This is a genomic window from Burkholderia sp. Ac-20379, from assembly GCF_017104645.1.
In the GTDB taxonomy this organism is placed as follows: domain Bacteria; phylum Pseudomonadota; class Gammaproteobacteria; order Burkholderiales; family Burkholderiaceae; genus Burkholderia.
The window spans coordinates 1-26294 of the sequence record NZ_JAAGPF010000089.1 but is presented as its reverse complement, the minus strand read 5'-3'; the positions used below and the strand labels follow the sequence as shown (position 1 = coordinate 26294).

The window sequence follows — 26294 nt, the reverse complement described above, 5'->3', positions numbered from 1 at the left end:
CCAGCAACCGCGCGAGGCCGGCCGGGCGCATCCGCTCGCCGTGCGAGGCGTCGCGCACGGTGGCGGCGATCCAGCCGGCGCAGGCCGCCCCGATCGCCGCGAGCGCGACGAACACGCCGCGCCAGCCGGCCGTGTGCGCAATCGCGGCGGCCAGCGGCGCGGCAATCACGCTCGACAGCGTGACGCCGACGAACACCACGGCCAGCGCCTTGCCGCGCCGCTCGACGGGCGCGATTTCGGCGCCGATCGCATTGGCCAGCGGGCTGACCGCGCCCGCGCCCAGACCGGCCGCGATCCGCGTGGCGAGCAAGCCGCCGAAGCTGGTGGCGAACGCCCCGGCCAACGTGGCCAGGATCAACACCGCCAGGCCGCCGAGCAGCAGGCTGCGCCGCCGTGCATGCCCGGCCACGATCTGGATCAACGGCGCGCCGAGCGCGAACGCGATCGAGAACGCGCTCATCAGCAGCGCGGCGCGCCCCGGCGAGATCCGCCACGCGCCGGCCAGCGCCGGCAGCGCGCCCACCACGCCGTACGACATCGCCCCCACGGCGAAATTGGCGCTCGCCAGCGCGCGCAGCGCGTGGCGCTCGGGTTCTCCTGAAGTCATGGCTTGTCCACTCCCGTTCGACGAAACAATCAGGGCGACAGTCTGCGGGCACGCTTGGTATATTTGAAATCGATTATGAATATGGGAGCCATCGATATGACCGATGCCTTGCCCGTGCTGCGCGGGGCGGATCTGGCCCTGCTCGGCTCGCTCGACGTGCTGCTCGACGAGGCCAACGTGACGCGCGCCGCGGCGCGCCTGCACCTGAGCCAGCCGGCGCTGTCGGCGCAACTGGCGCGGCTGCGCGAGCTGACCGGCGATCCGCTGCTGGTGCCGGCCCGCCACGGCCGCGGCATGACGCCGACGGCCCGCGCGCTGGCGATCCGCGAGCCGCTGCGCGCTGCCCTGCAGGGCCTGCAGGCGGCGCTCGCGCATGGCGTCAGCTTCGATCCCGAACACGACGCGCGCACCTTTCAAGTGATCGCCAGCGACAACGGCTTCGTGATGGCCGGCGTCGATCTGGTCAGGCGCGTGGCGCAGCGCGCCCCGAACGTTCGGCTGGCGTTTCGCTCGGTGCCGGCCGATCAGGCGGGCGCGTGGCTCGAAAACGGCTCGGCGGACCTGCTGATCGCCGCCGATTTCGCGATTCCGGCCGGCATGACGACGCACGCGCTGCTGCGCGAGCGCTACGTGATGGCGCAGCGCAAGAGCCATCCGCGCGGGCTCGCGCCGCCCGATCTCGACGCCTATTGCGCCCTCGATCATGTGATCGTGTCGAGCGACGGCGGCGGCTTCCACGGTTTCATGGACGACGCGCTCGCGCGCGGCGGCCGCACGCGCCGCGTGACGATCTCGGTCCAGCAGTACCATCTCGCGCCGCTGGTGCTCGAGGCGACCGATTGCGTGTGTGCGCTGCCCGAGCGCTTCCTGCAACGCTTCGACGACCGGCTCGATCTGCTGCCGCTGCCGGTCGAGGTGGGCGGCTTCGGCCTGAACGCGGCCTGGCACCCGCGCGACGACGCGAATGCCGCGCACCGCTGGCTGCGCGAGCAGTTGTTCGCCGCGCTCGGCGCGGCCGATGGCGCGAACGGCGCGCCTTCGTCTACCATCGTCGGCACGCCCGCCCCGCCCCCGGTATGGAAACCCGCATGACACGCGATCTCGGTCTGGAAGAAGTCCTCAACGACGAACTGCGCGACGAAGCCTGGATCACGGGCCGTGCGATGTTCGGCGGCTGGGCCTGGATGGCCGACGGCAACCTGCTGTGCGCGGCGCGCCACGACGGCATGCTGGTGCGGCTCGGCAAGGGCAAGGAAGGCTGGGCGGTGGCGATGCAGGGCATCGAACCGATGCGCAACGGCGACCGGCCGATGGCGGGCTGGGTCTGGGTGTCGCCCGAGCGCTGCGCGCAGGATGCGGTGCGACGGCGTCTGCTCGACGCGGCGCTGGCGTTCGTCCGGACGCTGCCGCCGAAGTGAACGCGCGGGCCTCCGAACCGGCCCGAATCGCGTGCGAACGGCGCCCTGCGCCCCCGACAGGCGTGGCCGGCGGCCCCGAAACGGAGCCGAAAACGAAGCGGAAATCCGGCGGCGGCGCCCGCCTTCGGGCAGCCCGCCGCACCACGGCTCGACCCCGTTTTCGGCGGCAGGCCGCGCGCACAGGTTAAACTCACGCACCTGCGCGGTGCCGCCACGGCATCGCCCCTCAATCGCCGCAGCGCCGCCAACGCAGCCTGCCCCGGCCCCTGGAGTTCCCGTTGATGAGCGGCGGCCTTCCGCATCTCGCAGTCCGTTTTCCGAAATTCGCCGTGTCGCGGGCGCCCGTCGCGGCCGCGTTCCTCGCGATGCTGACGCTGTCCGGCTGCGGCCTGCTGCGCGCGCCGCAACCGCCCGCGCCGATCGTCGACGCCGCCGTCGAGACGCTCGACGAGCAGGGCCTGCCGGTCGCCACGCCCGAGCCGGCCTCCGAGGTCGAGCCGCCCGAGGACATCGACACGCAGAAGAAGCCGCATCGCGAAGCGCCGCGCCCGCGCGTCGTCAAGCGCCCGTCGCCGCCGCAACCCGCGCCGCCGCCGCCGCCCCCGCCGCCGCCGCTGATCCAGACCCGCACCATCGAGCGCAACCAGCTGCATTCGCTGCTCGACAGCGAGGTGCGCCGCCGCGACGGCAAGGTGATCGGCCGCGCGGTCGACATGGTCGCGGACGCCGCCGGCAAGCCGAACCGCATGATCGTCAACCTGCAGGGCTTCATGGGCATCGGCGACCGCAAGGTCAGCTTCCCGTGGCGCCTGTTCCGCTTCACGCCGGGCGGCCGCAATCAGCCGATCCTGCTCGACGTGCCCGCGGGCGAGCTGCCGCCGGCCGACCGGCCCAAGGGCGTGTCGCTGAGCGGCTCGTCGCACGGCGACGCCACGCCGAACTCGCTGCCGGTGGTCGATGCCGACGTGTCGCGCTCGAACGGCGCGGAAATCGGCCGGATCGTCGACGTGCTGATCGACCGCGACGCGCAACCGCAGGCGATCGTGCTCGACCTCGGCGGCCTCGTGAACCCCGACCGGCGCACCATCGCGGCGAGCTGGTCCGCGCTGCGCTTCGCGCCCAAGGACAAGGCGCTGCGCGCGCTGCTCGATCTGTCCGACGCCCAGTTGAAGGCGTCGCCGCCCTATCAGGCCGACAAGCCGGTGATCGCCGTTTCGCCGCCCGCCGAAGCACCGGCGGCCAGCACCACGGGTGCCAATCGATGACGGGCGGCAACGCGGTCACGCCGCGCAGCCTGCGCGCCCTCGATTGGGTGAACTTCTTCGTCGCGAACGTGCAGACGGGCTTCGGCCCGTTCATCGCGTCCTATCTCGCCTCGCACAAGTGGACCCAGGGCGAGATCGGCCTGGTGCTGTCGATCGGCACGATCAGCGCGATGGTCAGCCAGGTGCCGGGCGGCGCGGCCGTCGACGCGCTGAAGAACAAGAAGGGCGCGGCCGCCTGGGCGATCGCGGCGATCATCCTGTCGGCGCTGCTGCTCGCCGTCAGCCCGACCATCGTGCCGGTGATCGCGGCCGAGGTGTTCCACGGCTTCGCGAGCTGCATGCTGACGCCGGCCATGGCCGCCATTTCGTTCGCGCTGGTGGGCCGCGCCAACCTCGGCGACCGGCTTGGCCGCAACGCGCGCTGGGCGTCGATCGGCAGCGCCGTGGCGGCCGGCCTGATGGGCCTCACGGGCGAATACATCTCGGCGCGCGCCGTGTTCTGGCTGACGGCCGCGCTGGCCATGCCGGCGCTGATCGCGCTGTCGATGATCCAGCCGACCAACACGATCGCGACGCCGCCCGCGCCGGGCCGCAAGAGCAACGCGATGGCCGACGAGCCGCGCGAGACGATCTTCCACCTGCTGCGCGACCGCCGCATGCTGGTGTTCGCGGCCTGCGTGGTGCTGTTCCATCTGTCGAACGCGGCGATGCTGAACCTGGCCGCCGGGGAAGTGACGGCCGGCATGGGCGACAACGTCCAGCTCGTGATCGCGGCGTGCATCATCGTGCCGCAGGCGATCGTCGCGATGCTGTCGCCGTGGGTGGGCCGCTCGGCGCAGCGCTGGGGCCGCCGGCCGATCCTGCTGCTCGGCTTCTCGGCGCTGCCGGTGCGCGCGCTGCTGTTCGCGGGCGTCAGCAGCCCGTACCTGCTGGTGCCGGTGCAGATGCTCGACGGCATCAGCGCGGCCGTGTTCGGCGTGATGCTGCCGCTGATCGCCGCCGACGTGGCCGGCGACAAGGGCCGCTACAACCTCTGTATCGGGCTGTTCGGGCTCGCGGCCGGGATCGGCGCGACGCTGAGCACCACGCTGGCCGGCTTCGCCGCCGACCACTTCGGCAACACCATGAGCTTCTTCGGGCTGGCCGCGGCCGGCGCGGTGGCCGTGGCGCTGGTGGCCGCGGCGATGCCGGAGACGCGCGACGCCGGCATCGGCGGCGACAAGCCGGACGAATCCGACAACTCGGACGATTCGCCCGGTTCGTCGGGCACCCCGGCCACGACGGCCTGAGCCCCCTGCCCGCACCGGATTCATGGATACGATTCGCACGCTCCACGACACGCGCCGTCAGATCCAGCAGTCGATCGCCTCGCTGTTCAAGGGGATGTCGCTGCGCGAGCGCACCAAGCAAGGCGCGGCGATGGCGCTGCAGGCCGTGTGCGGCGCCTGTCTTGCCTACGGCATCGGCCGCCTGCTGCACTCCGAGCAGGCCGTGTGGGCCGCCGTGACGGCCATCTCCGTCACTCAGCACCAGTATTCCGACACGATGAGCCTGTCGCGCGACCAGTTCATCGGCGCGATGGTGGGCGGCGTGCTCGGCTTCGCCGGCGCGGCGCTCGGCAATGCGCACTACACCACGCACCTGCTCGCCTATGCGGTGGCGATCGGCGCGACCATCGTGATCTGCTGGTGCCTCGATGTCGGCAGCGCGGCGCGGCTGGGCGGCGTGACCGCCACCACGGTGCTGCTGTTTCCGGGCGACGGGCCGCTGTGGGACATTCCGCTGATCCGGCTCGGGATGATCACGCTCGGCACCGTCTGCGCGCTGGTGGTGTGCGCGTTGCAGGCGCGAATCGAGCGCTGGTGGTGGCCGGCCGCCTCGCCGGGAGCCGGCGACGCCGGCGCACCGCCGCCGCCGCCCGGCAAACCCGGCGGCCCGCCCTCGACGCACTGATCTCCGATATGAAAAATGCCCGCCGAAGCGGGCATTTTTCTTGAGCAAGCCGGATTCCCGGCTTGCGGCGTCCGGGCGCGCGCGGCTTACTGGCCGATGCGCAGCACGATGCCGTTGCTGATCTGCACCAGCAGGTAGTCGCCGCCGATGCCGACCCACTGATAGCCGCGCGGCGGCGGTGCCAGGTGGTAGGCACGGTAATCGTCGACGACGTACTGGCGGTCGCGATATTCCTGCGGCAGGCGGTCGCCGCGATGCCAGTCGCGATGGCCTTCGATGAAACCGCCCGGCTCGCCGCCATGCGGCGGCTGATGAGCGCCGGGGCCGCCAGGGCCGCCGTGGCCGCGGCTCGGTTGCGGATGCGGTGCGGGGCCGCCATGGCCGCCGGGGCCACCGTGCTCGCCGGGGCCGCCAGAACCACCGGGGCCGCCGCCGTGCGGCGGTTGCTGCGCATACGCGAGCGACGAACCGAGCGAACCGGCCAGCGCCAGCGCCACCAGCCAACGTGACGTTTTCATGTCGTTTCTCCCAGGTAAGCCGGCCGAAAGGTCGGCCGGCCGCGAAAGACTAACATTGGGGCCGGATGCAGGTTGTAACCGTCCCTTACATGGAACCGCGGCCTCAGGCGGCCTGCTGCTGGAACTGGATCCGGTGCAAGTGCGCGTAAAGCCCGTCGCGCTTGAGCAATGCGTCGTGGCTGCCCTGCTCGGCGATCCGGCCGCCCTCGAGCACGAGAATGCGGTCGGCGCGCTCGATGGTCGACAGCCGATGCGCGATCACGAGCGTCGTGCGCCCTTCCATCAGCCGTTCGAGCGCGGCCTGCACGTGGCGTTCGGATTCCGAATCGAGCGCCGAGGTGGCTTCGTCGAGGATCAGGATCGGCGCGTTCTTGTAGATCGCGCGCGCGATCGCGAGCCGCTGGCGCTGCCCGCCCGACAGGCGCATGCCGTTGCCGCCGATCAGCGTGTCGAGCCCGTTCGGCATCGCGGCCACCATGTCGGCCAGGTTCGCGGCCTCCAGCGCCGCCTGCACGCGCGCGCGGTCGGGGGTTTCGCCGTAGGCGACGTTGGCGGCCACCGTGTCGTTGAACAGCACCACGTCCTGGCTCACCATCGCGATCTGGCTGCGCAGCGCGTGCACGTCGTAGTCGGCAATCGGCACGCCGTCCACCAGGATCGCGCCGCCGGTCGGATCGAAGAAGCGCGGCAGCAGGTTAACGAGCGTCGATTTGCCGCCGCCCGACGGGCCGGCCAGCGCCACCATCTCGCCCGGCGCCACCGTGAACGCGATGCGGTCGAGCGTGGGCCGCTCGCTCGCGCCGTAGTCGAACGACACGTCGCGGTATTCGATCTCGCCGCGCGCCTGCGCGAGCGGCTTCCCGCCGCCCTTCGGCTCGGCCGGTTCGTCGATCAGGCCGAAGATCAGTTCGGCCGCGGTCATGCCGCGCTGCAGCGGCTGGTTCACGTCGATCAGGTGCTTGAGCGGCGAGATCACCAGCAGCATCGACGTGACGAACGCGACAAAACCGCCCACCGTGGTCTGGTCGTTGGCCGACTGCACCACCGCGATCGTGATCACCACGGCCAGCGCGATCGACGACAGGAACTGCGTGATCGGCTGCGCGAGGCCGCCCGAGATCGTCATGCGCATCGCGTAGCCGCGCAGGCGCTTGCTCATCTCGGTGAAGCGGTCGATTTCGTACCGTTCGCCGTTGTGGATCTTGACGACCTTGTAGCCGGCCACCGTCTCCTCGACGATGTACGACAGTTCGTTGGTCAGCGTCTGGTGCTCGCGGTTCAGGCGGCGCAGGCGGCGGTTGATCTTGCTGACCAGCCAGCCGATGCCGGGCAGGATCACCGCGACGATCAGCGTGAGCCGCCAGTTCAGATAGAACAGGTAGCCGAGCAGGAAGAACACCGTCAGCGAATCGCGCACCAGCGTGATCATCACGCCCGTCAGCACGCTGAGGATCTGGTTGACCTCGAACACCACGGCGTTGATGACCGTGCTGGCCGTCTCGCGCTGGAAGAACGAGGCGCCGGTGTGGATCATCCGTTCGAACATCTGGAGCCGCAGTTGCAGCAGGATCCGGTTCGAGACGTAGTTGAGCAGGTAGTTCGAGGCGTACTGGGCCACCCCGCGCACCAGCGCCAGCCCGATGATCGCGGCCGGCACGAACCATTTGGCGCGCTCGCTGCCGTGCGAGCCGAAGCCGTGGTCGAGCAGCGGCTTGAGCATCGCCGGGATCCCGGCCTCGCTGGCGGCCACCACGCCCATCGCGAGGATCGCCAGCACCAGCGTGAGCACCACCGGCCGGATGTACGGCCACAGGCGGCGCAACACCGCTCGCGGCGACGTGTGGGCGCCCGTTCCGATCGACTTGCGCAATGTGTTCTGGTTTTCCAAGGACGATCCTTCGACAGAGCCGCGCGGCGCGCGGCGCGATGCGCGGCAACCCGGCGCCGCGCATCATAAAAATGGCCGACATTATAGCCTTCCCGCCCGCCGCGAACCGCCGCCCCCGGCCGCACGGCCAAGCCGGACAGGTATACTCGCGCACACTCGTTTTCCCTCCCGATTGCCCGATTGACGACCGACCGCATGGCCGAACCCACTCTCGGCGTCGCGCTGATCGCGCTGAACGCCGCCGCCCGCCTTCCCGACTGTCTCGCCGCGCTCGGCTTCGCCGACGAGGTCGTGCTGATCGACGGCGGCAGCACCGACGCCACCGTCGAAATCGCCCGCGCCCACGGCGCGCGCGTGGTGGTCGAACGCGAATGGCCCGGCTTCGGCCCGCAGAAGAACCGCGCGCTGGCGCAACTGTCGACCGACTGGATCCTCTCGCTCGACACCGACGAGGTCGTCACGCCCGAGCTGGCCGCCTCGATTCGCGCGGCGATCCGAGCGCCCGGCGCCGAGATGTACGCGGTCGACCGCCTGTCGAGCTTCTGCGGCAGTTGGATCCACCACAGCGGCTGGTATCCGGACTGGATTCCGCGCCTGTTCCGGCGCGGCACCGCGCGCTTCTCCGACGATCTCGTGCACGAACGTCTGATTTACGACGGCCCGGCCGCGCGCCTCGCCGGCAAGCTGCTGCACTACTCCTACGAGGATTTCGAATCGGTGCTGCGCAAGCTCGATGCCTATTCGAGCGCCGGCGCGAAACAGCGCCGCGCGGCCGGCCAGCAGGGCGGCTTCGGCAAGGCGCTGGGCCGCGGCTTGTGGGCGTTCGTGCGCACTTACGTGCTGCGCCGCGGCTTTCTCGACGGCCGCGCGGGCTTCATGATCGCAGTGTTCAACGCCGAAACCGTCTATTACCGGTTCCTGAAGCTCGGCGCGCCGCCGCGCGCGGGCAAGCCGGGCGACTGAAGCGCGCCCGGCGGGTCGGCGTCCCGGCCCGCTTCGATCCATGGCGGGCCATTGGGTGCCGCCCTGCCGGTTCGATCCCGCGCGGCGGGCCGGGTACAATGCGGGCCTCTGCCGCGCACCGTATCCCACGCGCGCTCGCCCCGTTTTCGAAGCCGACCGCCATGTTCTCCATCATCATCCCGACCTGGAACAACCTGCCGTACCTGCAATGCGTGGTGGCCAGCCTGCGCCGCCATTCCGCGCATGCGCACCAGATCATCGTGCACGTCAACGACGGCTCGGACGGCACGCTCGACTGGGTGCGCCAGGAAGGCATCGAACACACGGCGTCGCCGGCCAACATCGGCATCTGCCATGCGGTGAACCTCGCCGCCGCGCGCGCGACGCGCGACTACATCGTCTACATGAACGACGACATGGCCGTCTGCCCCGGCTGGGACAGCGCGCTGCTGGCGCGCGCGCGGGCGATGCCGTCGACGCTGTTCATGCTGTCGGGCACGATGGTCGAGCCGCGCGACACCGGCAACCCGTGCGTGGTGGTGCGCGATCTCGGCCGCGACGCCGAAGCGCTCGACCTCGACGCGCTCGCCGCCGCCACGCCTAGCCTCAAGCGCGCCGACTGGCTCGGCGCGACCTGGCCGCCGACGCTCGTGCATCGCGACTGGTGGCACCGCGTGGGCGGCTACAGCAGCGAACTGAGCCCGGGCATGAGCAGCGACAACGATCTGTCGATGAAGATGTGGGATGCGGGCTGCCGGATCTTCATCGGCGTGGGCGACAGCCTCGTCTATCACTTCCAGCAGAAGAGCACGGGCAAGATCGTCAAGAACGACGGCCGCCGCCAGTTCCTCAACAAGTGGGGCATGACGCAGGCCACGTTCGACCGCTTCTACCTGCGCCGCGGCCAGCCGCTCGGCGACACGCTCTCGCTCGGCGAGCCGCCCGTCGAGGGCCGCCTGAAGCGCGCGCTGTTGCGCTCGCGGCTGAAGCGGGCGTTTTCCTGAGCGGACGATTTCCCGGGCCGGCGGGACGCGCGGCGCAGCTTGCAACCGCCCTACGCAGCGGGGGCGCAACAACCGGGCCCGAGGTTTGCCGGCTGGCCTCGGCGCTCGCGTATACTCCGCACTTCGCCGCCGGGTATCCGATCCGATTCCGCAGTCTGTCGTCGCTCCGGCCGCTTGCCAACCCCTGCTGATTTCGCTGCCGATGTCCACGTTTGCCCCTGTCGCACCCGCCGCCACCCGGCGCCTGACGGCCGCCCGTGCGTTCGCCGTCGCCGCGCTGTGCATGGTGCCGGTGTCCACGGCACTGACCAACGTGTTCTGCGCTCTGTTTGCCGTCGCGCTGCTGAGCACGCCCGAATTCTGGCGAGGCCTGCCGCTGCTATGGCGTCAGCCTGCGGCGCTGGCCGGCGTGCTGATGCTGGCCGCGCTGGCGCTGAGCGTCGCCTGGTCGGTCGCGCCGGCGCATGGCGCCTGGCAATGGGTCGGCAAGTACGACAAGCTCCTTGCGCTGCCGTTTGCCGTGCTCGCGTTCCGCAACGCCGCGCCGAACTGGTCGGCGATCACGCGCTGGGCGCTGTTTTCGACGCTGGTGGCAATCCTCCTGCTGTCCACCACGAACTGGCTCGGCCTGACCGCGATCGGCCCGGCCCACCAGCTAGACGAGCCGCTCTCGCGCGCCTGGGTTTTCAAGAATCACATCGCCGCCGGCATGTTCGGCGCACTGCTGTTCTACATGGCGGCCGACATGATGCTGGCCGCCCGTACGGCACGCGGCCGCGGGCTGTTCGGCGCGATCGCGGCGCTCTCGCTCGTCAATGTGTTCGTGATGCTGCAGGGCCGCACCGGCCAGGTGATCGCGCTGTTGCTGATCGCCGTGATCGCGCTACGCACGCTGAACATGCTGCGCCATCGCTCGCCACGGCTGGCGGCGCTGACGGCGGCGCTGATCGTCGCGGTGGCCGCCGCGCTGGTAGGCGTGGCCTGCACGATGCACGGCGGCCGCCTGTTGAAGGTCGTGACCGAAGTGCAGGCCTACCGGCAGACCGATGCGGTCACCTCCACCGGCCTGCGTCTGGCCTGGTACAAGCGGGCGATCGAGCTGTACGCGGAACGGCCGCTGGCGGGCTACGGCGCGGGCGGCCTGGGCTTCGAATTCGCGAAGCTTTCGGCCGGCAAGACGCTGGCCGACGGCCAGCTGACCGAGAATCCGCACAACGAATATCTGCTGATGGCCGTGCAGCTCGGCACGCTGGGCGTCGCGCTGTTCATCAATCTGATGGTGCAGGTGTGGCGCAGCAGCCGTGCACTCGATGCGCGCTCGCGCCATCTGTTGCTGGCGTGGCTGACGATCTTCGCGATGGGCAGCGCGGCGAATTCGCTGCTGCTCGATTTCGCGGAGGGCCACATGTTCGTGCTGCTGGCCGGGATTCTGATTGGTTGCGGCTACCGGCCCGGCGAGACGAAAGCCGCGGGCAACGCGGCCGCGCCCGGCTGATCGAAACACGCGGCACCGGCAACAGCCGGCGGGCTACCGCCCTTATGCCGCCGGCCGCACCAGCTTGACCGGATTGACGATCGCCGACGGTGCGGTGCGCGCCGCCTCGGCGGGCAGGCCCAGCATCCGCGCCGCGGCCTGTGCGACACGCGCCGTCGACATCTGCATCAGACAATCGCTGTAGCTCGCGACATTACGCTCGCAACCTTCCTGCCGGCACGGCACGCAGGCCCCCTCCCCTTGCAGCAACAGCACGTTCTCGTGCCGCCCAGAGCCAACCAGCGGCCATGGGTTGCCCGGGCCCTGCCAGCCTTGCGGCCAAGGCCCCCAGCGCACCGGATCGGATGGCCCGAACAACGCCACCACGGGCGTGCCGGTGGCAGCGGCCACGTGCGTCGCGCCCGTATCGGGGCCGACGAACAGCTTCGCGCGCCGCACCAGCTCGGCGCTTTCCCCGAACGACAGGTGCCCGACCAGATTCAGCACGTCGCCGCCCGCCTCGCGCGCCACCTGTTCGGCGTAATCGCGCTCGTTCTGCGCAGGCCCGCCGCTCAGCGCCACCGCGTAGCCCAGATCGCGCAGCCAGCCGATCAGTTCGACCCAGCCGTCGCGCCGCCATTGCTTGTAAGCGAACATCGGGAACGGATGCAGCACGACAAGCGGCTTCCCGGCCGCCACAGCCGGAGAGCCGGCCAGTAGCGCGTCGAACTTCGTGCGTTGCGCGGGATCGCCGCTCAGGCCCGGCGCGACGACATCCGGCACCGGCGCAACGCCGATCTGCGGCGCAAGCGCGAGCGTGCTGACGACCGTGTGTTCGTGCTGGTGATCGTTGATCGCAATCCGGTTCAGCAGGAAGCGCGTCCAGAGATTGACGCGGTTCGGATCGACGAGCCCGACGCGTTTCCGGCCCGCGAACCACGTGTAGTAACGCGGCCGATCCGAGCTGAGCGCCGCAACCGCGAGATCGTAGCGGCGCCACAGCCGCGACGCGTCGCGCAGCCGCTCGCCGAGCTTCGCGCGCTGCGCGACGACGATCACGTCGCGAATGTCGGGATTGCCTTCGAGCACGCCTTCGGTGCCGCGAAACACGAGCATGTCGATCGGTGTGTCGGGCCAGCGCGCCTTCAGCGAGCGCACGATCGGCGTGGTCAGCAGCACGTCGCCGATCCGGCGCGTGGCGACGACAAGGATGCTACGGGGCGGGCGGGCGGGGGGGAACAGGTCGGCCACGGCTTCGATAGGTGGAGTGGGGAGAATCGAACGCTACTCGATCCGGCAACGCCGCGCGCGCGGCGCGGCGGGCGTGAAACAAACTGGCCGGACAGCCATCGCCATGACGCGATCTACCCCGGCGCCCGCCGCCAGCACGCGGCGCGGCGCAGGGGCCAACCTCAGTAGGCGATTTCGACGGCGCCTTCGCCGAACGTCGCGCGCAGTTCGGCCAGCAGCGTATCGCTGGGCTTGACGCGCCAGGCTTCGCCGAGACGCATCTCGCCTTGCGAACGCGCGTTGTTGTAGACGATCTGCACGGCCAGCCCGTTCGGAATCGGCGGCGCGGCACGGCGCCCGCCATCGCGGCCCTCGCGCCCGCCTCGACCGGACGGGGCCGGCGGCGGTGCGACAGGCGCGGCCTCGGCCTTGGCGACGTGCGGCTCGAGCACGCGGCGCAGCGCACCGGCATCGGCGTTGCCGTTCATCGTCATGCGCACCGCCTGCGCGTAACGGCTGCGCGCACGCTCGAGATCCATGACCGACTCGGCCGTGAAACGCAAGCCGCCCGTGAAGGCATCGTTACGCGCCTGCCCCTGCACGATCAGCAGTTCGTCTTCCTTGAACAGGCCGCGATTCGCGTCGTACTGCTCGTTGAACACGGTGATCTCGCACTGCCCCGAACCGTCGTCGAGCAGCGCGATGATCATCTTGCCGCGTTGCGTCATCTGCGTGCGCAGCGATGCGATGACGCCGGCCACGAGCTTGTCGCGCCCTTCCTTCATCTCGCCGAGCTTCATGCGCGCGAAACGGCGCACTTCGTCGCGATAGGCGTCGAACAGGTGACCCGACAGATAGAAGCCGAGCGCGCCCTTCTCTTCCTGCAGGCGGCGCTTGTCGTCCCAGGCCGGCTCATCGACCAGTGCATGCGCATGCGGCGATTCCGCGCCCATGTCGAACAGCCCGGCCTGCATCGCGTTCGCTTCGGCCTGATCGGCCGCTTCCATCGCGAGCGGCACCGAGGCGATCAGTTGCGCGCGGTTGAGCGTCAGCGAATCGAACGCGCCGGCGCGAATCAGCGCCTCGACGGTGCGGCGGTTGACGAGGCGGCGATCGATCCGTTCGCAGAAGTCGAACAGATCCCTGAACGCACCGGCTTCCCTGCGCGCGCGCAGGATGTCTTCGATCGCGTTCTGGCCGCTGCCCTTGACGGCGCCCAAGCCGTAACGGATCGTTTTCGAGCGCTTGCCGTCGGCTTCCGCGACCGGCTCGAAGCGGTATTCCGACTGGTTGATATCGGGCGGCAGCACCTTGAGGCCGTTCACGAGACAGTCGTCGAACAGGATCTTCACCTTGTCGGTGTCGTCCATCGCGAGCGTCAAGTTGGCGGCCATGAATTCGGCCGGGTGATGCGCCTTCAGCCAGGCGGTGTAATAGGCGAGCAGCGCATAGGCAGCCGCGTGCGACTTGTTGAAGCCGTAGCCCGCGAACTTCTCCATCAAGTCGAAGATTTCGTCGGACTTCTCGCGCTCGAGGCCGTTCTTGGCCGCGCCTTCGGCGAAGATCTCGCGATGCTTCGCCATCTCCTCGGCCTTCTTCTTGCCCATCGCACGACGCAGCAAATCGGCGCCGCCGAGCGAGTAGCCGCCGATGATCTGCGCCATCTGCATCACCTGCTCCTGATAGACCATGATGCCGTAGGTCTCTTTCAGGACGGGCTCGACGCGCGGATCCGGATATTCCACCTTCTCGCGGCCGTGCTTGCGCGCGCAGAAGCTCGGAATCAGATCCATCGGGCCCGGGCGATACAGCGACACGAGCGCGATGATGTCCTCGAAGCGGTCGGGCTGGGCATCCTTCAGCATGCCCTGCATGCCGCGGCTTTCCAGCTGGAACACGGCGACCGTATTCGCTTTCTTGAGGATCTGGAACGAGGCCGGATCGTCGAGCGGCACCTGCGCCAGCGACCAATCGGCCTTCGACGGATCGAGCCGGCGGATGAAGCGCTCGGCCCAATCGAGGATGGTCAGCGTGGTCAGGCCCAAGAAGTCGAACTTGACGAGGCCCACGGCCTCCACGTCGTCCTTGTCGTACTGGCTGACGACGCCGCCGTCCTCGCCCTGCACGTAGAGCGGGCAGAAATCGGTCAGCTTGCCGGGGGCGATCAGCACGCCGCCGGCGTGCATGCCGACGTTACGCGTGAGGCCTTCGACGCGCTGCGCGAGATCGAGCAACTGATGGACTTCGTCCTCGTTGTCGTAGCGCTCCTGCAGTTGCGGCTCTTCCTTCATCGCGTCGGCGATCGTGACGTGCTTGCCCGGCTTGAACGGGATCAGCTTCGCGATGCCGTCGGTGAACATGTAGCCGAGATCGAGCACGCGGCCGACGTCGCGCACGGCCGCCTTCGCGGCCATCGTGCCGAACGTGGCGATCTGCGAGACGGCATCCGCACCGTACTTTTCCTTCACGTACTGGATCACGCGATCGCGGCCGTGCTGGCAGAAGTCGATGTCGAAGTCGGGCATCGACACCCGCTCCGGGTTCAGGAAGCGCTCGAACAGCAGGTTGTAGCGCAGCGGATCGAGATCGGTGATGCCGAGCGAATAGGCCACCAGCGAACCGGCGCCCGAGCCGCGGCCCGGGCCGACCGGCACGCCGTTGTTCTTGGCCCAGTTGATGAAGTCCGCCACGATCAGGAAGTAGCCGGGGAAGCCCATCTTCTTGATCGTGTTGCACTCGAATTCGAGGCGCTGGTAATACGTGGCGCGCTGCGCATCGCGCTCGGCCGTATCGGCGTAGAGCTGCTCCAGCCGCTTTTCGAGCCCTTCCTGCGAAAGCTGGACGAGGTAATCGTCGAGCGACATGCCGTCCGGCGTCGGGAACAGCGGCAGCTTCGGCTTGCCCAGTTCGAGCTTGAGGTTGCAGCGCTTGGCGATCTCGACCGTGTTCTGCACGGCCGACGGAATATCGGCGAACAGCGCGGCCATCTCGGCCTGCGTGCGGAAGCACTGATCGGTGGTGAAACGCTTCTGGCGGCGCGGATTGGCGAGGATGTCGCCTTCCGAAATGCAGACGCGCGCCTCGTGCGCCGTGAAATCGTCGTCGCCCATGAACTGCAGCGGATGCGTGGCCACCACCGGCAGCTTCAGCTCGGCGGCGAGCTTGGCCGCCTCCTGCACGTACGCTTCCGCGCCCGGCTGGCCGTAGCGCTGCAGTTCGATGTAGAAGCCGCCCGGAAACACGCGCGACCAGCGCTGCGCGTGACGGCGCGCCGATTCGAGATTGCCGGCCGCCAGCGCGAGGCCGATATCGCCCTGCTGCGCGCCCGACAGCGCGAGCAGCCCCTGGCCGAGTTCGGATTCGAGCCATTGGGCGTCGACTTCCGCACGGCCGCGGTATTGATTGGTGAGCCAGGCCTTGGACAACAGCTCGCAGAGATTCAGGTAGCCGGCCTTGTCGCGCACCAGCAGCAACAGGCGTGAGGGCTTGTCGCGATCGTCGTGGTTCGTGATCCAGACGTCGCAGCCGGCGATCGGCTTGACGCCCTTGCCACGGGCTTCCTGGTAGAACCGGACGAGGCCGAATGCGTTGCCGAGATCGGTGAGGGCGAGCGCGCCCTGACCGTCGGCGGCCGCGGCCTTGACGAGGTCGTCGAGGCGCACGATGCCGTCGGCAATCGAGAATTCGGAGTGAACGCGAAGATGGACGAAGCGGGGATCTGACATGGGCGTTATTGTAGCCGCGTCGCGGCGAAGGCAACGGCCGGCAGCCGGAAAAAACGCCGCGCTGGCCATCCGGCCAGGTGCGGCGGGGATCGCGCATCGGGCCCCGGCAGTGCGACACGTTGCCTGCCCCGTTCGGCCGGCTGGTTCGCCGGCCCGTTTGCGGGATAATACGGGTTTCGCTCATTCACGCGGCGGCCCGCCGCGCGGCATCGCACCCTCATTTGCGCCGGTTCCGGCGCAGCCGTGCACCGCGCCCGCACCGCCTCATCACCGGTTCATCATGTCCATCGTCAACCTCGCCGCCTACCGCTTCGTCACGATCGAGTCGCCCGAAGCCTGGCGGCCGCTCGTCACCGAGCGCTGCCAGTCGCTCGGGCTGCGCGGCACGATCCTGCTGTCGCCCGAAGGCATCAACCTGTTCATCGCCGGCCCGCGCGAGGCCGCCGATGCGTTCATCGCCTACCTGCGCGACGATCCGCTGTTCGAGGGCAAGTTCGCCGATCTGCAGTTCAAGGAAAGCCTGTCCGATGCGCAGCCGTTCCGGCGCATGCTGGTGCGCCTGAAGCGCGAAATCATCACGATGAAGAAGCCGGCCATCAAGCCGGAGCTGGGCCGCGCGCCGTCGGTCGACGCGCACACGCTGAAAGCCTGGCTCGATCGCGGCCAGGACGACGCGGGCCGCCCGGTCGTCATGCTCGACACGCGCAACGCGTTCGAGGTGGACGTCGGCACGTTCGACCACGCGCTCGATTACCGCATCGACAAATTCAGTGAATTCCCGGCCGTGATCGATGCGAACCGCGCCGATCTCGAAGGCAAGACGGTCGTTTCGTTCTGCACCGGCGGCATCCGCTGCGAGAAGGCCGCGATCCACATGAAGGAAATCGGCATCGATCACGTCTACCAGCTCGAAGGCGGCATCCTGAAGTATTTCGAGGAAGTCGGCGGCGCGCACTATCACGGCGACTGCTTCGTGTTCGACCACCGCACCGCGCTGAATCCGCAACTGGAGCCGACCGACAACGTCACCTGCTTCGCGTGCCGTGCCGTGGTGACGGCGGAAGAACAGCAATCGCCGCTGTATGTCGCCGGCCAATCCTGCCCCGCCTGCCATCCGGCCAGCGAAAAGGCGCTCGCCGCGGCGGCCGCGCGGCCGAACGCCGCCTGACGGCTGCCGGCTTTCGCGCATCGGGCCTGCTTTGAGCTCGCACTACTGCGGCCGCTTCGCGCCGTCGCCCACCGGCCCGCTGCATTTCGGCTCGCTGGTCGGCGCGCTGGCGAGCTGGCTCGACGCCCGCGCCCATCGCGGCACGTGGCTCGTGCGGATCGAGGATGTCGACCGCCCGCGCACGGTGCCCGGCGCCGCCGACGCGATCCTCGACACGCTGGCCGCGTTCGGGCTAGCGGCCGACGCGCCGCCCGTCTGGCAAAGCCGGCGCGATGCAGCCTACGCCGAGGCGCTCGACGCGCTCACGCAGGCCGGCCATGTCTATCCGTGCGGCTGCACGCGCAAGGAAATCGCCGATTCGCTGCGCGCCGCCCATGAACGCCACACCACGCTCGCCTACCCGGGCACCTGCCGGGGCGGCCTGCACGGCAAGCCCGCGCGCGCCTGGCGGCTGCGCGTGCCCGACGGCGCGGCGGCCTCGATCCGTTTCGACGATCGCTGGCAGGGCGTGCAAACGCAGGATCTCGCCACCGAAGTGGGCGATTTCGTGCTGAAACGCGCCGACGGCCAATGGGCCTACCAGCTCGCCGTGGTGGTGGACGACCGCGATGCCGGCGTCACGCATGTCGTACGCGGCGCCGACCTGCTCGATTCCACCGCGCGCCAGATCTATCTCCAGCAATGCCTCGGCGTGGCGACGCCCGCCTATCTGCACGTGCCGGTGGTGGTCGACGCGAACGGCGAGAAGCTCAGCAAGCAGACCGGCGCGACCGCGCTCGATCCATCCCAACCGCTGGCCGCATTGACAGCCGCGGCCGCGCATCTCGGGCTGATGGTGCCGCCCTCGGCACACGCGTCGTTCGACACGTTTTTCCCGGCGGCAACGGCAGCGTGGGCCGCGCGCTTCGGCCCGGCCGCCCGCTGATCCGCCGAATCCGGCACGACGCCCTTTCCTTTTTCCGCCCCAAAACAAAACGGGCGGATGCTTTCGCATCCGCCCGCTGTCAGGCCAAGGCCCGCCGCCGCTTACGAGGACGACGACGAACGGCGCGGCATGCCGAAGCCGCCCAGCAGCGCGGCCAGCGGCTGCTTCGACTTCTTCTCGGGCTGAGCGGGCTGCTTGACCGCTTCTTCCTGCTCGCGCGCGCTCGGCGACGGCACGTAAGGCTTCAGGAAAAACTCGTCGACCGGCGCCTCGCGGCGCGAATGGTGCGTGCGCTCGCCGCCGTGCGTATGCGTGCGGCGCGGGCCGCGGGCTTCGCCGCGGTCGCGTTCGCCGCGCTCGCTACGTTCACCGCGTTCGCTGCGCTCGCCATGCTCGCGGCGCGGGCGCACCGGCGCGTCGATCGCCAGCGCCTGCAGCGGCAGGTCGCGCTTGATCAGCTTTTCGATGTCGGCCAGTTGCTTGCGCTCGTTCGGGCTGCACAGCGACAGCGCGTCGCCCGAGGCGCCCGCGCGGCCGGTACGGCCGATCCGATGCACGTAATCTTCGGCGTTGAACGGCAGGTCGAAGTTGATCACGGCCGGCAGTTCGGCGATGTCGAGGCCGCGCGCGGCCACGTCGGTCGCCACCAGCGCCTCGACTTCGCCGCGCTTGAAGGCGTCGAGCGCCTGCATCCGTTCGTTTTGCGAGCGGTCGCCGTGAATGGCCGTGGCCACCACGCCGTCGCGCTCGAGTTGGCGCGCCAGCCGGCTCGCGCCGAGCTTGCTGTTGCAGAACACGATCACCTGCTTGAGCGCGCGATCGCGGATCAGCTTGACGACGGCCGCCTGCTTGTCGCCTTCGGCGATGTCGTAGACGATCTGCGTCACGTTGGTCGCGGTGGCGTTGCTGCGCGCGACTTCGATGGTTTGCGGATTCGTCAGGTAGGTGGCGGCGAGCTTCTTGATTTCCGGCGAGAAGGTGGCCGAGAACAGCAGCGTCTGACGCACCTTCGGCAGCAGGTTCAGGATCCGCTGCAGATCGGGCAGGAAGCCCATGTCGAGCATCCGGTCGGCTTCGTCGAGCACCAGCATCTGCACCTGGCCCAGGTTCGCCGTTTTCTGCTGAACGTGGTCGAGCAGGCGGCCCGGCGTGGCGATCAGGATTTCGACGCCGCGGCGCAGCTCGGCCATCTGCGGGTTCATGTCGACGCCGCCGAACACCACGGCGCTGCGCAGCGCCGTGTGCTTCGCGTACGAATGGACGTTGGCGGCCACCTGGTCAGCCAGCTCGCGGGTCGGCGTGAGGATCAGCGCGCGCACCGGGTGGCGCGCCGGCGAGGCGCTCGTGCTGGCTTGCGGCAGCAGGCGCTGGATGATCGGCAGCGAGAAGCTGGCCGTCTTGCCGGTGCCGGTTTGCGCCGCGCCCATCACGTCGCGCCCGGACAGCACGACCGGAATCGCCTGCGCCTGGATCGGCGTCGGTTTCGTATAGCCCTGCTCCGCAATGGCCTTCAGAATGTCGGGCGCGAGGCCGAACTGATCGAAAGTTGCGTCGACGGACGTGGCTGCTGAATCGGACATGGTTGGCGTTTCGCTCAAATGGCGCGGCGGGGAATCTGGCGCGGCCGCGCCGGTGACCGGCTGCCGCGCGAACGACGTATGGAATGAATGACGGAACTACTGCGGCGCGCCGCGCGACGCCGCCGCGACGCCGGAAACGATCCCGGCGCGCCGCCCCGTGCGGCCGAACGCCGACGGAAAGGGCAGCATTGTAGCACTGGCCTGTGACGAAGCCGCGCCACGCCTCACGGACGCTTGCCGCGCGGCGCAATCTCCGTGCAATCGGCAAGCAGCGGCGGCGCGTCCTGGCCGCCGATTTCGTCGCGCAGGTTGCCGGTACGGCCCTTGGTCCACCAGACATAGCGGCCCGCCTGATAACGGGCGCCCGAGGCGGAGACGGTATCGACGAACAGCATCGGCTTGCCGTCGACCGGCACCAGCGCGAAGCTCTGGCCGTTGCGGGCCAGCCAGTAGGCCACCCGCACCGGCTTCGGCCGATTGGCGCATTGGTAAACGGACACGCTGCGCGCGTCGGCGTCGATTTCCTCGACGGTCAGTTGCGCGGCCTGCGCCGCCGGAATCAGGCCGATGCCGGCCACGCCGGCGAGCCACCCCGCCGCGAACCTGATGCGGATCATGCGTTCTCCATGTTGGCCGCGCTTCCGGCAACGGGCCGGCCGGCGCGAATACAAGGGATCGATCAAGGATCGATCACGGCCGCGCACCCGTCGGTCGGCGCGGCCGCCACGTGCCCGACCAGCGGCACCATTTTCAAGCCGGCCGAGGCGACGCGGCACGGCGCTGCCGCCACGCCGCAACCCGACACCGCCGCGCACAGCGCGGCAATCAGTACCCATTTCATCGTGACAACTCCCTGGCCGGGCAGCGCAGCCGCCACGGCCATCGATACGGTTGCGGCGCCCTGCCCGCCTCAGCGGGCCGACACCGGGCGGACCGCCGCGGCAGCCTGCCGCGCACGCTCGCGCGCTTCGCCGACATCGGCGCCGGTCGCCACCGCCACGCCCATGCGGCGCTTGACGAAGCTTTCCGGCTTGCCGAACAGGCGCAGATCCACGCCCGGCACGGCCAGCGCCTCGGCCACGCCTTCGAAGGCGATGCCGGCCTCGTCGATGCCGCCGTAGATCACCGCCGACGCGGCCGGCGAAGACAGGGTCGGATCGACCGGCAGGCCGAGAATCGCGCGCGCATGCAGTTCGAACTCCGACTGGCGCTGCGAGGCCAGCGTGACGAGCCCCGTGTCGTGCGGACGCGGGCTGACTTCGGAGAACCAGACTTCGTCGCCGCGCACGAACAGTTCCACGCCGAACAGGCCGCGGCCGCCGAGCGCCGTCGTCACTTTGTGTGCGATTTCGCGCGAACGTTCCAGGGCCAGTGCGCTCATCGGCTGCGGCTGCCAGGATTCGACATAGTCGCCCGCCACCTGGACGTGGCCGACCGGGTCGCAGAAATAGGTGCGGGTCTCGCCGCTGGCCGGGTCGATCGCGCGCACCGTCAGCTGGGTGATCTCGTACTCGAAATCGACGAAGCCCTCGACGATCACGCGGCCGTGGTTCACGCGGCCGCCGGCCATCGCGTATTGCCAGGCGGGTTCGATGTCCGAATCCTGCTTGACGACCGACTGGCCCTTGCCCGACGACGACATCACCGGCTTCACGACGCACGGGAAGCCGATCGAGCCGATCGCCGCGCGGAATGCCTCGAGCGACTCGGCGAACGCGTAGCGCGAGGTCGGCAGGCCGAGCTCCTCGGCCGCGAGACGGCGGATGCCCTCGCGATTCATCGTCAACTGGGTGGCGCGCGCGGTGGGGATCACCTCGGCCACGCCGGCCGCCTCGATGGCCGCCAGCGCGTCGGTGGCGATCGCCTCGATCTCGGGCACGATCAGGTGCGGCTGCTCGGATTCGACCAGCGCGCGCAGCGCGGCCGCGTCGGTCATGTCGATCACGTGCGCGCGATGGGCGACCTGGTGCCCGGGCGCGTTCGCGTAGCGATCGACGGCAATGACTTCGACGCCGAGGCGCTGCAACGCGATGATGACTTCCTTGCCGAGTTCGCCGGCGCCCAGCAGCATGACGCGCGTGGCGGAAGGCGAAAGCGGCGTACCGAGCCGCTGACCGATCTGCATGAGATTTCCCGCTGAAATGATTGGGGTGAACGTGGGGCAACAACCGAGCCGCGATGTTAACACGCGCGCCCGCTGCAACCTGTCGCAGAACGTTTGCCGCCGCCGATGGTCGGCTCGCCTGCCGCGCGCCGACTGCGTTACTCTTACGCCTTTGCCAGCACCGCCATCAATACGAGGATCGAGGCCATGCATAACCATTCCACGGCCCGCCGCACGCCCTACCGCTTCATGAGGCCGCTGCGCGCGCCGCTGGCCGCGGCGGCGCTTGCCGCGCTGGCCGCCTGCGCGATGCCGACCCACCCCGATGCCGCCGCTCCCGCATCCGATCCGTTCAACCCGGCCGCGATCCAACTGGTCGACGACACGAGCTGGCAGCTCGCCAACTGGCGCAATGCGGACGGCTCGCAGCGCGACGTGCCGCAAGGCGATGCGGGCGGCCAGCCGATCCAGTTGACGCTGTCGACCGCCGACGGCGTGCGCCGCGCGTCGGGCTTCTCGGGCTGCAACCGCTATGGCGGCACCTATACCGTGAAGAACGGCCTGCTCGGCTTCGGGCCGCTGGCCGGCACGCGAAAAGCCTGCCCGGGTTCGGCCGGCGGCAAGCTCGAGCGCCCGTATCTCGACGCGCTCGCCCATATTTCCAAGGCCGGCCTGCAGATGCAGGCGCCGCAACAGCTGTACCTGGTGACCGACGACGGCGCGACGCTGACATTCGCGCGCCACGACACGAAGTAACGCTTTCGATGTGCGCGGCCGTCGCTCGATGCGCCGCGCGACAGCATCGCGCATCCGGCCCGCGCGCGGGGATCGGATGCCTTCACCGGCTTAACCCGACGGGCCGCGCGCAGCGCCCGTCCTCGAAATTCCACGTTTCCTGGTATGCATAGCGTCGTTTTCGGCTGGTTCGGCATCTCGGCCGTCTGGTTCGTCCCCCTGGTCTGGCGGCTCGTCAAGTCGATGCTGCCGGGCGGCGCCGGCACGGCCGGACGCGGCTCGATCCGCCTCTGGCTCGGCTTCGCGAGCGTGTTCGTCGCCAGTTGCACGCTCGCCACGGCGCTGCCGGGCGGCGACAGCGGCGACGCGTTCGGTCACGCGCTCGCGGCCGGCTTCGAGCGCGTGTTCGGCCATATCGGCACGCCGCTGGTGATGGTCGTGCTGTTCGTCGGCGGCCTGCCCTGGCTGCTCGGCGCCGACTGGCGCACTACCAACGACTGGCTCGACCGCTCGTTCGGCTTCCGGCTCGGCCGCGGCGGCAAGCGCGACGACGACGAGGCGCGCTCCGTCGCCGATCTGCCGCGCAGCGCGCTGCATCGCGACGAAGACGCGCTCGAATGGGACGACGACAGCTTCGCCTACATGGCGCCCGAACTGGGCGCGCGCATGAACGTGCGCGTCGACGCACGCGCCGATCTCTATTCGGTCGGCTGCGTGCTTTACGAACTGCTGGCGGGCGTGCCGCCGTTCGAGGCCGGCGACGCCAACACGCGCATCCATGCGCACGCCACGCGTCGCCCGCGCCCGCTGCCCGAGGTGGCCGGCGGCGTGCCGCGCCAGCTTTCGCGGGTCGTGCTGAAGCTGCTGGAGAAGGCCCCCGAGCAGCGCTACGCGAGTGCGGCCGGGCTGCTGGCCGATCTCGCGCGCTGCGAGGATCTGTATCGTCGCGACGGACGCATCGATCCGTTCGCGCTCGACACGCGCGCCGCCATGCAATCGCTGCGCGAGAACGCCCGGGTGGTGGGGCGCGAGCGCGAGGTCGAGGCGCTGGTGGCGTCGTACCGCGAGGTGGCGTCGCGCGGCCGGGCGCGCGTGGCGTGGGTGTCCGGCCCGTCGGGCATCGGCAAATCCACGCTGCTGGCCGAGGCGGTGGCGCGCATCCAGCGCGAGGGCGCGCTGCTGCTCGCGCGCGGCAAGAGCGAAGAGGGCCGGCGCGGCACGCCGTACGCCGTTCTGATCCAGGCGCTCGAACCGCTGCTGCAATACGTGCTGGCGAGCCCCGACGACGTGTTCGAGGCCTGGCGCCAGCGGATTCGCGAGGCGGCCGGCCCGGCGTCGCGCACGCTCGGCGAGTTCCTGCCGACGCTGGCCGCCGTGCTCGGCGCACAGCCGCCGCAGGCGGCCGACGCGGTGCAGCCCGCGTTCGAGCGCGAGCGCGTGCTGCAGGGCATGGCGCGCCTGATCGCCAGCTTCGCCACGGCCGAGCGGCCGCTGGTGCTGCTGCTCGACGATCTGCAATGGGCCGACACGGGCACGCTGCAGGTGCTGGAGCGCGTGCTGTTCCAGCACGGCGAAGCTGCGATCGCAATGATCGGCGCGTTTCGCGGCCACGAACTGGGCGACGGCCACGCGCTGCATGCGCTGCTGGCCGCCGAACGGCTCGCCGCCGTGACGATCGCGCTCGGGCCGCTCGACGGGCTCGCGCTGCACGAACTGGTGGCCGGCGCGCTCAACGGCGACGCCGCGGCGCTCGAACCGCTGGTGGCCGAGATCGACCGCAAGTCGGGCCGCAATCCGTTCTTCGCGCGCCACCTGCTGCGCGTGCTCGCCGACGACGGCCTGCTCGACTACGACCACGACGTGGCCACCTGGCGCTGGAACCTCGACCGCATCACGCGCCATCGCGGCCTGGACGACATGCCCGGCCTGCTCGCCCACACGCTCGAACAACTGCCCGCCGCCGCGCAACGGCTGTCGCGCCTGCTGGCCTGTCTTGGCGATCGCGCCGGCAGCGGCCTGCTGGCGGTGGCGGCCGGCATGGCGCCCGACGAAGTGGCGCGTGAGCTGCAAGCGGCGCTCGACGCCGGCAGCGTGCTGCGCGACGGCGACGACTACGTGTTCGGTCACGACAGCATGCGCGAATCGGCCTATGCGTCGATTCCCGAGGCCGAGCGCGCGCCGTTGCATCTGCGCATCGCGCGCCGGCTGCTCGATCATCCCGGCACGCAGACCGACCCGTTCGCGATGGCCGCGCAGCTCAATCTCGCGCGCGAGGCGGTGGACAGCGCGAGCGAGCGCGCCGCGTTCGCCGCGATCAATCTCGATGCGGGCTGCCGCGCCAAGGCGGCCACCGCGCACCATTCGGCGCTGGTGTATTTCCGCGCCGCGCTCGATTTTCTCGGCGAGCACGACGCCAGCGAAACGGGCCTGGCCGCGCGGCGGCTGTGCGGCGAGGCCGAGTTCATGACGGGCGCGCTCGAAGCGGCCGAGGCGCGGCTGGCCGCGCTCGAGCCGCTGGCCGGCGACGGCATCTTCGGCGCCGATCTGGCGCGCCTGCGTGCCGCGCTCTACACCACGCTCGGCCGCTACGATCTCGCGCTGGCCACGGGGTTGTCGTTCGCGCGCCGCGCCGGCATCGACGTGCCGCTGCATCCGGGCGAGCCCGACGTGCACGAGGAATACCTGCGCCTGCGCGGCTGGCTCGACGCGCACGGCGTGGACGGCCTGCGCGCGCTGCCGCTGGTGGACGATCCGCTGCGCCGCGCGATCATGGACATCTTCGCCGACCTGATCCCGCCCGCGCTGTTCACCGACGCGAACCTCGTCGACCTGATGGTGCTGCGGCTCGTGATGCTGTCGATCGAGTACGGCCACTCGGATGCGTCCGCCGACGTCTACACCTGCATGAACCAGATTTTCGGCGTGCGTTACGGCGATTACCGCTACACGCTCGATTTCGGCCGGCTCGCGCTGCATCTGGTCGACGATTGCGGGCTGTCGCGCTACCGCGCGCGCGTCTACATGGTGTTCGGCGTGTTCGTGGTGCCGTGGACGCTGCCGGCGCGCTCGGCGCGCGATTACGTGCGCCGCGCCTACGCGGTGGCGCTCGAATCGGGCGATCACACGTTCGCGAACTACTGCAATCCCAACGAAGCGACCGGGATGCTCTTCGCGGGCGAGTATCTCGACGAGATTCGCGAGACGGTGCAGCGCGGGCTGGTGCTCGCGCGCGATTCGAATTTCCAGCTCGTGATCAATGCGCTGCTGGCGCAGTCGGCGCTGCTCGCGCGCCTGCAGGACGATCCGCCCGCGCGCCGCGAACCGGCCGCGCCGGTTCCGGTGGAGGGCGCGCCGGCCACGCTGGTCGATGCGGCGTATTGGGTATACCGGCTGCAGGCGGCCGTGATGTTCGACGAACAGGACGAGTCGCTCGAAGCGCTGCGGCGCGCCGAAGCCTGCGCGCACGCCGGGCGCTCGTTCGCCGAGAGCGGCGATCTGGCCTATTACGGCGCGCTGGCGCTGCTCGGGCTGCCCGCGCGCAGCGCGGCGCAGGAGGCCGCGTTGCAGCGCCATCGCGCGCAGTTGATGCAATGGGCCGAGGCGTGCCCCGAGAATTTCGTGGCGCGCCGCGAGCTGGTGCAGGCCGAGGCGTTGCGCGCGAGCGAGAACGGAAGAGCGTCGTGGAGGGGAAGGGTGGTGGTGGGAGTGGAGAGCTGGTTGGTCCGGGTGTGACATGA

20 protein-coding genes and 1 pseudogene are annotated in these 26294 nt (G+C 69.9%); 12 read left to right on the top strand and 9 right to left on the bottom strand.

What is annotated here, in order from left to right:
- Positions 1 to 607: MFS transporter (locus G3N92_RS14220; protein WP_206128166.1), on the bottom strand; the 607-nt coding region annotated here is incomplete at its 3' end.
- A gap of 81 nt (positions 608 to 688) precedes the next feature.
- On the opposite strand from G3N92_RS14220, the gene G3N92_RS14215 reads away from it, so the two are divergent.
- From G3N92_RS14215 to G3N92_RS14195, 5 genes are all read left to right on the top strand, one after another.
- Positions 689 to 1699, top strand: coding sequence for a LysR family transcriptional regulator (locus G3N92_RS14215; RefSeq protein WP_241014782.1), 1011 nt, complete (start codon positions 689 to 691; stop codon positions 1697 to 1699).
- Positions 1696 to 2025: a cold-shock protein gene (locus G3N92_RS14210; RefSeq protein WP_206128165.1), complete on the top strand. Its 330-nt coding sequence runs from the start codon at positions 1696 to 1698 to the stop codon at positions 2023 to 2025. Before G3N92_RS14215 ends, G3N92_RS14210 begins: the two co-directional genes overlap by 4 nt.
- Before the next feature lie 281 nt (positions 2026 to 2306).
- Positions 2307 to 3290, top strand: a complete 984-nt coding sequence (locus tag G3N92_RS14205; protein WP_206128164.1) for a PRC-barrel domain-containing protein — start codon at positions 2307 to 2309, stop codon at positions 3288 to 3290.
- Entirely contained in the window at positions 3287 to 4579 is a 1293-nt protein-coding gene (locus G3N92_RS14200; protein WP_206128163.1) for an MFS transporter, read from the top strand. Before G3N92_RS14205 ends, G3N92_RS14200 begins: the two co-directional genes overlap by 4 nt.
- A 22-nt stretch (positions 4580 to 4601) precedes the next feature.
- Positions 4602 to 5243, top strand: coding sequence for an FUSC family protein (locus G3N92_RS14195; protein WP_206128162.1), 642 nt, complete (start codon positions 4602 to 4604; stop codon positions 5241 to 5243).
- 86 nt (positions 5244 to 5329) lie between these two features.
- Here the strand turns inward: G3N92_RS14195 and G3N92_RS14190 are convergent, their stop codons facing one another.
- The gene (locus G3N92_RS14190) at positions 5330 to 5761 is read right to left on the bottom strand and encodes an RcnB family protein (protein WP_206128161.1); all 432 of its coding nucleotides are present in this window, start codon (positions 5759 to 5761) and stop codon (positions 5330 to 5332) included.
- A gap of 103 nt (positions 5762 to 5864) precedes the next feature.
- Positions 5865 to 7649 carry a lipid A export permease/ATP-binding protein MsbA gene (gene msbA, locus G3N92_RS14185; RefSeq protein WP_206128160.1) on the bottom strand — a complete coding sequence of 595 codons (1785 nt, stop codon included), beginning with the start codon at positions 7647 to 7649 and terminating at the stop codon, positions 5865 to 5867.
- Positions 7650 to 7844: 195 nt separating this feature from the next.
- Between msbA and G3N92_RS14180 the strand changes: the two genes are divergently transcribed.
- The 3 genes from G3N92_RS14180 (at position 7845) to G3N92_RS14170 (ending at position 11111) form a co-directional block, all read left to right on the top strand.
- Entirely contained in the window at positions 7845 to 8612 is a 768-nt protein-coding gene (locus tag G3N92_RS14180) for a glycosyltransferase family 2 protein (RefSeq protein WP_206128159.1), read from the top strand.
- Between the two features lie 161 nt (positions 8613 to 8773).
- A complete protein-coding gene (locus tag G3N92_RS14175) occupies positions 8774 to 9616 on the top strand; it encodes a glycosyltransferase (protein ID WP_206128158.1) in 843 nt (280 codons plus the stop codon).
- Positions 9617 to 9818: 202 nt separating this feature from the next.
- Positions 9819 to 11111: an O-antigen ligase family protein gene (locus tag G3N92_RS14170; RefSeq protein ID WP_206128157.1), complete on the top strand. Its 1293-nt coding sequence runs from the start codon at positions 9819 to 9821 to the stop codon at positions 11109 to 11111.
- Between the two features lie 42 nt (positions 11112 to 11153).
- Here G3N92_RS14170 and G3N92_RS14165 read toward each other — a convergent pair whose 3' ends face one another.
- Complete coding sequence (locus G3N92_RS14165; protein WP_206128156.1) at positions 11154 to 12341, bottom strand: glycosyltransferase family 9 protein; 1188 nt, start codon at positions 12339 to 12341, stop codon at positions 11154 to 11156.
- A 161-nt stretch (positions 12342 to 12502) separates the two neighbouring features.
- Positions 12503 to 16045, bottom strand: a complete 3543-nt coding sequence (dnaE, locus tag G3N92_RS14160; protein ID WP_206128155.1) for a DNA polymerase III subunit alpha — start codon at positions 16043 to 16045, stop codon at positions 12503 to 12505.
- Between the two features lie 280 nt (positions 16046 to 16325).
- On the opposite strand from dnaE, the gene G3N92_RS14155 reads away from it, so the two are divergent.
- Both G3N92_RS14155 and gluQRS read left to right on the top strand, forming a co-directional pair.
- Entirely contained in the window at positions 16326 to 17213 is an 888-nt protein-coding gene (locus G3N92_RS14155) for a sulfurtransferase (protein WP_206128154.1), read from the top strand.
- A 31-nt stretch (positions 17214 to 17244) separates the two neighbouring features.
- Positions 17245 to 18138 (top strand): tRNA glutamyl-Q(34) synthetase GluQRS, encoded by an 894-nt coding sequence (gene gluQRS / locus G3N92_RS14150; protein WP_206128153.1) that lies wholly within the window; start codon positions 17245 to 17247, stop codon positions 18136 to 18138.
- A gap of 101 nt (positions 18139 to 18239) precedes the next feature.
- Here gluQRS and G3N92_RS14145 read toward each other — a convergent pair whose 3' ends face one another.
- The 4 genes from G3N92_RS14145 to purT all read right to left on the bottom strand — a co-directional run bounded on the left by G3N92_RS14145 (position 18240) and on the right by purT (position 21843).
- On the bottom strand, positions 18240 to 19718 hold the full coding sequence (locus tag G3N92_RS14145) for a DEAD/DEAH box helicase (protein ID WP_206128152.1): 1479 nt from the start codon (positions 19716 to 19718) through the stop codon (positions 18240 to 18242).
- 224 nt (positions 19719 to 19942) lie between these two features.
- Complete coding sequence (locus G3N92_RS14140) at positions 19943 to 20335, bottom strand: MliC family protein (protein WP_206128151.1); 393 nt, start codon at positions 20333 to 20335, stop codon at positions 19943 to 19945.
- A gap of 62 nt (positions 20336 to 20397) precedes the next feature.
- Positions 20398 to 20559 carry a DUF6726 family protein gene (locus G3N92_RS14135; RefSeq protein WP_206128150.1) on the bottom strand — a complete coding sequence of 54 codons (162 nt, stop codon included), beginning with the start codon at positions 20557 to 20559 and terminating at the stop codon, positions 20398 to 20400.
- A gap of 69 nt (positions 20560 to 20628) precedes the next feature.
- The gene (gene purT / locus G3N92_RS14130; RefSeq protein WP_206128167.1) at positions 20629 to 21843 is read right to left on the bottom strand and encodes a formate-dependent phosphoribosylglycinamide formyltransferase; all 1215 of its coding nucleotides are present in this window, start codon (positions 21841 to 21843) and stop codon (positions 20629 to 20631) included.
- Positions 21844 to 22029: 186 nt separating this feature from the next.
- Here purT and G3N92_RS14125 point away from each other — a divergent pair, with 186 nt between their 5' ends.
- Together G3N92_RS14125 and G3N92_RS14120 are read left to right on the top strand one after the other, a co-directional pair.
- Positions 22030 to 22578, top strand: a complete 549-nt coding sequence (locus tag G3N92_RS14125; RefSeq protein ID WP_206128149.1) for an META domain-containing protein — start codon at positions 22030 to 22032, stop codon at positions 22576 to 22578.
- 144 nt (positions 22579 to 22722) lie between these two features.
- A pseudogene (locus tag G3N92_RS14120) lies at positions 22723 to 26205 on the top strand (AAA family ATPase); the annotation flags it as partial.
- Positions 26206 to 26294: the final 89 nt, after the last annotated feature.

Excerpts from the sequence above, each read along its gene's own strand:
- G3N92_RS14215 (WP_241014782.1), top strand. The coding sequence starts at position 689 with ATGGGAGCCATCGATATGACCGATGCCTTGCCCGTGCTGCGCGGGGCG.
- G3N92_RS14210 (WP_206128165.1), top strand. The coding sequence starts at position 1,696 with ATGACACGCGATCTCGGTCTGGAAGAAGTCCTCAACGACGAACTGCGC.
- G3N92_RS14205 (WP_206128164.1), top strand. The coding sequence starts at position 2,307 with ATGAGCGGCGGCCTTCCGCATCTCGCAGTCCGTTTTCCGAAATTCGCC.
- G3N92_RS14200 (WP_206128163.1), top strand. The coding sequence starts at position 3,287 with ATGACGGGCGGCAACGCGGTCACGCCGCGCAGCCTGCGCGCCCTCGAT.
- G3N92_RS14195 (WP_206128162.1), top strand. The coding sequence starts at position 4,602 with ATGGATACGATTCGCACGCTCCACGACACGCGCCGTCAGATCCAGCAG.
- G3N92_RS14190 (WP_206128161.1), bottom strand. The coding sequence starts at position 5,761 with ATGAAAACGTCACGTTGGCTGGTGGCGCTGGCGCTGGCCGGTTCGCTC.
- G3N92_RS14180 (WP_206128159.1), top strand. The coding sequence starts at position 7,845 with ATGGCCGAACCCACTCTCGGCGTCGCGCTGATCGCGCTGAACGCCGCC.
- G3N92_RS14175 (WP_206128158.1), top strand. The coding sequence starts at position 8,774 with ATGTTCTCCATCATCATCCCGACCTGGAACAACCTGCCGTACCTGCAA.
- G3N92_RS14170 (WP_206128157.1), top strand. The coding sequence starts at position 9,819 with ATGTCCACGTTTGCCCCTGTCGCACCCGCCGCCACCCGGCGCCTGACG.
- dnaE (WP_206128155.1), bottom strand. The coding sequence starts at position 16,045 with ATGTCAGATCCCCGCTTCGTCCATCTTCGCGTTCACTCCGAATTCTCG.
- G3N92_RS14155 (WP_206128154.1), top strand. The coding sequence starts at position 16,326 with ATGTCCATCGTCAACCTCGCCGCCTACCGCTTCGTCACGATCGAGTCG.
- G3N92_RS14145 (WP_206128152.1), bottom strand. The coding sequence starts at position 19,718 with ATGTCCGATTCAGCAGCCACGTCCGTCGACGCAACTTTCGATCAGTTC.
- G3N92_RS14140 (WP_206128151.1), bottom strand. The coding sequence starts at position 20,335 with ATGATCCGCATCAGGTTCGCGGCGGGGTGGCTCGCCGGCGTGGCCGGC.
- G3N92_RS14135 (WP_206128150.1), bottom strand. The coding sequence starts at position 20,559 with ATGAAATGGGTACTGATTGCCGCGCTGTGCGCGGCGGTGTCGGGTTGC.
- purT (WP_206128167.1), bottom strand. The coding sequence starts at position 21,843 with ATGCAGATCGGTCAGCGGCTCGGTACGCCGCTTTCGCCTTCCGCCACG.
- G3N92_RS14125 (WP_206128149.1), top strand. The coding sequence starts at position 22,030 with ATGCATAACCATTCCACGGCCCGCCGCACGCCCTACCGCTTCATGAGG.